This window comes from Methylorubrum zatmanii (assembly GCF_014845115.1).
In the GTDB taxonomy this organism is placed as follows: Bacteria; Pseudomonadota; Alphaproteobacteria; order Rhizobiales; family Beijerinckiaceae; genus Methylobacterium; species Methylobacterium zatmanii.
Window position 1 is genome coordinate 1 of the sequence record NZ_NKUI01000197.1, and the last position, 5,999, is coordinate 5,999.

The 5,999-nt window shown below is 68.2% G+C and carries 6 protein-coding genes; 4 read left to right on the forward strand and 2 right to left on the reverse strand.

All coding sequences use genetic code 11. The annotated features are described in order from the left end of the window. Positions 1-84: 84 nt before the first annotated feature. Positions 85-1,965: a methanol/ethanol family PQQ-dependent dehydrogenase gene (locus tag MZTS_RS20690; RefSeq protein WP_192285253.1), complete on the reverse strand. Its 1,881-nt coding sequence runs from the start codon at positions 1,963-1,965 to the stop codon at positions 85-87. Between the two features lie 369 nt (positions 1,966-2,334). Between MZTS_RS20690 and MZTS_RS20695 the strand changes: the two genes are divergently transcribed. Next, positions 2,335-3,231 carry a trypsin-like serine peptidase gene (locus MZTS_RS20695; protein WP_192285254.1) on the forward strand — a complete coding sequence of 299 codons (897 nt, stop codon included), beginning with the start codon at positions 2,335-2,337 and terminating at the stop codon, positions 3,229-3,231. A 117-nt stretch (positions 3,232-3,348) separates the two neighbouring features. Continuing rightward, entirely contained in the window at positions 3,349-3,546 is a 198-nt protein-coding gene (locus tag MZTS_RS20700; protein ID WP_009862318.1) for a hypothetical protein, read from the forward strand. A gap of 19 nt (positions 3,547-3,565) precedes the next feature. Here MZTS_RS20700 and MZTS_RS20705 read toward each other — a convergent pair whose 3' ends face one another. Beyond that, positions 3,566-4,300 carry a DUF4336 domain-containing protein gene (locus MZTS_RS20705; RefSeq protein ID WP_192285255.1) on the reverse strand — a complete coding sequence of 245 codons (735 nt, stop codon included), beginning with the start codon at positions 4,298-4,300 and terminating at the stop codon, positions 3,566-3,568. A 259-nt stretch (positions 4,301-4,559) separates the two neighbouring features. Between MZTS_RS20705 and MZTS_RS20710 the strand changes: the two genes are divergently transcribed. Both MZTS_RS20710 and MZTS_RS20715 read left to right on the forward strand, forming a co-directional pair. Further along, positions 4,560-5,459: an MBL fold metallo-hydrolase gene (locus tag MZTS_RS20710; RefSeq protein WP_192285256.1), complete on the forward strand. Its 900-nt coding sequence runs from the start codon at positions 4,560-4,562 to the stop codon at positions 5,457-5,459. A 7-nt stretch (positions 5,460-5,466) separates the two neighbouring features. Continuing rightward, positions 5,467-5,999: DUF2243 domain-containing protein (locus tag MZTS_RS20715; protein ID WP_192285257.1), on the forward strand; the 533-nt coding region annotated here is incomplete at its 3' end.

Below are 5,999 nucleotides of genomic sequence, written 5' to 3' on the forward strand. Positions count from 1 at the left end.
GTCCCGGATCCGGGACGGGCGGGGTCCGGCCCGAGGGCTGGACCCCGACAGGCCGCTTAGACAGGCCGCTTACTTGGAGGCCACTTACTTGGAGGCCGACTTCCACTCGCCGACGTTCGGATCGTCGTAGGGGCCCTTGCCGTCGAGCGAGAACACGATCACGCCGCCACCCATCTGGGTGTAGTTGGCGAGCTTCTTGAAGGCGCCCACCGCACCGAGACCGGCGGTCGGGTCGGCGAGGTCGAACACGAGGCCCACGCCCGGCCAGCCGCCGACGCCGTAGTAGATGGCGACGTACTGCGTGCCCTTGTGGCTATAGGTCATCGGGTAGCCGATGGCGCCGGACGGGATCTTGAACTTCCAGAGGAGGTCACCCGTGTCGGAGTCACGCGCCTTCAGGTAGCCGTCGAGCGTGCCGTAGAAGACGAGGTCGCCGGCGGTGGCCAGGGTCCCGCCCCACACCGCGAAGCGCTCCATCTTCTCCCACTTATAGTCGCCGGTGATCGCGTTGTACGCCTTGATCTGCCCGAGACCTTCGTAGTTCTGGCGGTCGCCCTTCGGGCCCGGATACATGTTCAGCGTGGCACCCACGAAGAACTGACCCGCACGATAGGGCAGCATGAAGGGCTCCCAATCCATGCAGATGTGGTTGATGCCCATGAAGAACAGTTCACGCTTCGGATCGTACGAGTCGTGCCCCTGGTTGTGGTAGCCCATCGCCGAGGGGCAGATGTCCTTGGCGAGGTGGTCCATCCGGGTGCCGTATTCGGGATCGCGCACCGGCTGGCCGGTCTTCAGATCGACCGATTTGAACACGTTGACCGTGTCGTCGAGCTTGTTGGCCGAGACCAGCGAGCCGTCGGTGCGGTCGAGGGTGTAGACGATGCCATTGCGGTCCGGGTGGGTCAGCAGCTTGCGGACCTTGCCGTCCTTGTCCTTCTGCTCGGAGAGCATCATGACGTTGACGCCGGCATAGTCCCACTCGTCGTGCGGGGTCTTCTGGTAGCCGAACTTGGCCTCACCCGTATCGGCGTCGCGGCCGAAGATCGTCATCGTCCACTTGTTGTCGCCGGGACGCATGGTCTCATTCCACGGCGCCGGGTTGCCGGTGCCGAAATAGATCAGGTTCGTGCCCGGATCGTAGGCATACCAACCCCAGTTGGTGCCGCCGCCGATCTTCCAGGCATCGCCCTCCCAGGTGCCGGTGCCGAGGCCCTTCTGGCCGTAATGGGCGTTCTTGACGTTGAAGTCGTCGGCCAGCAGCAGATCCTTGTCCGGACCCGTGGCGTAGGCGCGCCACACCTGCGCACCGGTCTTGACGTCGTAGGCGGTGAGATAGCCGCGCACGCCGAGCTCGGCGCCCGAGGAGCCGATGATCACCTTGTCCTTCACGACGTAGGGGGCGATGGTGAGCGTCGAGCCGACCTTGATGTCGGAATTCTCGACCTTCCACACCGTCTCGCCGGTCTCGGCGTTGAGCGCCGCGACGTTGCCGTCGAGCTGGGTCTTGAGGATCAGCGCCGGGGTCTTGCCGTCGCCCGGCCAGTAGGCGAGGCCGCGGTTGACGAGATCGCAGCAGGCGACGGCGCGGGCGGCCGGGTTCTGCTTCGGCTTGTCCTGCCACAGGATGTGGCCCGGATCGTCGAGGCCGAGGGCGAACGTGTTGTTCGGGAACGAGGTGTGGATGTACATCTTGCCGTCGACGACGAGCGGCGCACCTTCGTGGCCGTTCAGCAGGCCGGTCGAGAACGTCCAAGCCGGCCGGAGCTGCTTCACGTTGCTCTTGTTGACCTGCTTCAGCTCGCTATAATTGTTCGAATCGTAGTTCTTGCCCGGCATCGCCCAGTTTTCGTCGCTCTTCGACAGCTCCACGAGCTTGTCGTTGGCGTAGGCGGCGCTCGAGAGCGCGGCTGGCGCGAGCGCCAGCATTGCCAGGGCCGAGACCGATGTCACAAACCTGCTCATCCTGCGTCTCCTCACTCAACCGCCTCGCCTTTCGGCCTCGCGGTGTCTCTCAGATGTTCTTTCTGAGGTTCCAGGCTCACCCGAAGCCCTTCGAACGGCTGCATTGTAAATCTAAGAAATTTCTTAGACCTCAGCAGTCTTATGAAAGACTTATTAGCGGCCTTTCGCCTATAATTTCTAGGCTTCGATTGAAGGAGAAGTCTTTAGCTGGTCGGACATTTCTTGCCGGGACGATAAGGTAATTCTAAAAGTGCCAAGACGTAGCGCCGCGCCCGTCTCGCGGCAGCTTGACCGACGCGGGGTCCCGTCGCACCACTGTCGTCAACGGGCCCCGGCGAAGCGGCCCGGCGGGCGGGAGGCTTGTCGGCGATGGCGCAGGAGCGGCACGTGAGGCGGGTTCTGGCGGCGGGGGCTGTGCTCGCGCTGGCTGTATCGTCCGGGGAGGGAGCCGGTGCCGGGGACGGGCGGCGCGAGAGCCCCGTCGCCCTCACCGGGCGCACCGCACAATCCACCGCCAGGGACGTGCCCCGGACCGCCGCGCTCTATCCCCGCGACGGGCGCCGCGACCTGACCGCCGACGACAGGGCCCGCTATCCCGGGGCCGGCGTGCTCTGGTGCCGCCGCCCGGACGGAGTGCCGCAGAAGGCGGCCGCCGCGTGGCTGATCGGCACGCCCTCCCTCGTGCTGTTGAACGCGCACAATTTCCGGAACCGGCAGCTCGAGACGACCCGGCAAGTCAGCGACTGCTATTTTCAGATCGGCGGCCGCAACTACGACTTCGTCGCCGACAGCCTGCGCCTCGGCGTCGCCCCGGACGCGCAGCGTCTCCACATCACCGACGATTGGGCGCTTTTGCGCCTCACGCAGCCGGCCGAGGGGCCGCGCCAGCCGATGCCGGCCTCAGCCCCCGACCTGCCCACGGGCGACCTCGCGCTTCCCGTGACGCTGGTCGCCCCCGGCGGCCACCAGAACTACCGGGGCGACAGCAGCCTGGAGGCTTGTGCGGTGCGGCGGATCGATCCGCCGACGGAAGGCGGCATCCGGCGCGCCCGCCACGATTGCAACGACGGCTATGGCGGCTCGGGCTCCGGCCTGTTCGACGAGGCGGGGCGGCTCGTCGCCATGCAGAGCGCCTCCCTGTCGATGAATGCGCGGCACGCCTTCGACATCGAGTTCCATTACGGCTCCGCCCTGCTGATCGAGGGCGAGCTGCTCGATGCGCTGCACCGGGCCCAGCGGGAGGGAACCTCGCCGCCGGCCCGGTAGAACGGCCGCGCTTCCTGTGGATGAGGCCGCCCGCGGCCGGTGGAAGCGCCCTCGGAACACCGGCCTCGGAGTCCGGTTGCCCGGACTCCTATCGAGACGCCAGGAGAACCACTCCGCATGTCGAAGCATCTGAAGACGGATACGCCGACCGACGCTGACCTGAAGGGCAATCCGGGCATCGGCCAATCGAAGGGGCTGACGGGGACGGAGCCGGAACAGCTCGAAGGGGACTCCACCTTCGAGGGCGATGTCGAGAACGAGACGACACCGGAAGGGGGCGTCGATCCCAACCACCGCCCGCGCAAGAACGGCTGACAGAGCGCGTCACGCCCCCTCAGGTGAGCAGCCAGCGCAGGGAGCGGCGCAGTTCGGCCGTGCCGTTCCGCTCGAACCAGGCGCCGTGGCTGAACACCACCCGCTCCGGCGCCAGGGCGACGAGAGCGGCGGCGGCACGGCCCGCCTCCCGCTTGCGCAGGCCGATCACCCAGCGAAGATAGATCGGTGCCCGTCCGTCCGGGGCGGTGGCACCGGCTATCCGCAGGAGCGGACGCATCGGCGGCGGCAGCTTCTGCGGCTCCAGGTTCAGCACGAGGTCGGTCAGGATCAGCGTCGCCGAGGCGGGATGGTGGAAGGCCACCTCCCGGAAGCCGAAGCCGCCGGGCACCGCCACCTGTGTGAGGTCGGCGGCCCATTCCGGCGGGGCCGTGTCGGCGAGATCCCGGTCGAGGCGCAGGGCCGCCTTGCGCACCTGTCGGCGGGCACGCAGTTCGGGAGCCGCCCAGGTCAGGGCCTGCGGGCAATGCCGCTGCCACTCCTTCAGATAGGTCCAGTGGGCGATATTGGGCGAGACGAGGTGGCGGATCGGCCCGAGCGCCTCGATCGCGCGGTGCAGGCCCGCATCGTAACGGGTCGGCGAATGGAGCCAGATCTCGCCGCTGCCGAGCCGGATCACGGTCATGCGCACCGGCAGCGGCATCCCGCCGGCATGGATCGGGCCGCTATCGACGATCCAGAGACCGGAGGCGACGGGCTTGAGCACGTCGAGGGGCGGGTAGGTCGGATCGGTCACGGCATCGGCCCCGGAGGACGAGGAGGCGGAGCCGTCGCGCGGCCCCAGCCATCGCCTCGCAAATGTTAGAGCTTTTCACAAACACTCACCCGCTCAACCCAAGCAACGCGGCAAAGTTTCTCAAGGCTATCCTGCGACACATCTTTCCTTGTTCTCACGGACGGGAACAAAGCTCACCCACCTGCCTTCCCGTGGTGACGACGCCTGCCGGACCGGATGCCCGGCAGATCCTCCGCCTCGTACTGCACAGGAGAAGGCCGTGGCGCAGCAGATCCCGATCAGCCGTCAGGCCCGCGCCGACGACCCGCAGGCCGATGCGGAGCGCGACGACGGTACCCACGCCATCGCCCCCGATCTCGCCTATCGCCGCCTCCTGCTCGCCAACGTGGTGTTCGTCGGCGTGCCGGGCGCGGGCGACCGCAACTGGGTGCTGGTGGATGCCGGCATCCCCGGATCCAAGGACGCGATCCGCAAGGCCGCCGCCGCCCGTTTCGGCGAGGGCGCCCGCCCGGCGGCGATCGTGCTGACCCACGGCCATTTCGACCATGTCGGCGTGCTGGAGGATCTGGCGGAAGAGTGGGACGCCCCCGTCTACGCCCACGGTCTCGAACGCCCCTATCTCGACGGCAGCGCCGCCTATCCGGCGCCGGATCCGAGCGTCGGCGGCGGGTTGATGGCGCGGATCGCGCCGCTCTATCCGACGAAGCCGGTGGATGTGTCCGCGCGGCTGCGCCCGCTGCCCGCCGATGGCAGCGTGCCGCCGATGCCCGGCTGGCGCTGGCTGCACACGCCGGGCCATGCGCCGGGCCACGTCTCGTTCTGGCGGGAGGCCGATGGCAGCCTGATCGCCGGGGACGCCTTCGTCACCACCGCCCAGGAATCCGCCTATGCGGTGATCACCCAGGAGCCGGAGGTGCACGGGCCGCCGATGTATCTCACCCTGGATTGGCCGGCCGCCGCCGGCTCCGTGCGCGGCCTCGCCGCGCTCAGGCCCGAGCGGGCCATCACCGGCCACGGCCGGCCGCTCCAGGGCCCGGAGCTTCGCCGCGGCCTCGACGCCCTGGCCCAGGACTTCGAACGCGTCGCGGTGCCCGAACAGGGCCGCTACGTCGAGGAACCGGCCCGGGCCGAGGACGGCTCCGCCTACCGCATGCCGTGAGGCGACGATGACGGAGCGAGAAGAGGAGCTTGGCCGCCACGCGACGGTCGTGAGGCCGGAGGCGGATGTTCCGGTCGCGGCCGGTGTGCTGTTCGGGCTCGGCCTCGGCGGGTTCTTCGACGGCATCGTGCTGCATCAGGTGCTGCAATGGCACCACATGCTGAGTTCCTGGTACCCGATCACCTCGATCGAGAACCTCGAACTCAACACCCTCTGGGACGGCATCTTCCACAGCGCCACCTACGTCTTCGTCGTGCTGGGGCTGTTCCTCCTCTGGCGCCGGGCGCGGGGGCGGCATCTGCGCTGGCCGAACCGGGCGCTCGCCGGCAGCCTGCTGGTCGGCTGGGGGCTGTTCAATCTGGTGGAGGGGCTGATCGATCACCAATGGCTCGGCATCCACCACGTCAACGAACGGGTGGAGCGGGAACACTGGCTCGCCTGGGATCTCGGCTTCCTGGCCTGGGGCCTCGCCATGCTGCTGGCCGGCCTCTGGCTGCTGCGCCGGGCCAGGGGCGGGAGAGGCCCGGCGCAGCAGCCAGA

What these genes read in the sequence shown, in the direction of transcription:
- MZTS_RS20690 (WP_192285253.1), bottom strand. Translation starts at nt 1,965, where the DNA reads ATGAGCAGGTTTGTGACATCGGTCTCGGCCCTGGCAATGCTGGCGCTC.
- MZTS_RS20695 (WP_192285254.1), top strand. Translation starts at nt 2,335, where the DNA reads ATGGCGCAGGAGCGGCACGTGAGGCGGGTTCTGGCGGCGGGGGCTGTG.
- MZTS_RS20700 (WP_009862318.1), top strand. Translation starts at nt 3,349, where the DNA reads ATGTCGAAGCATCTGAAGACGGATACGCCGACCGACGCTGACCTGAAG.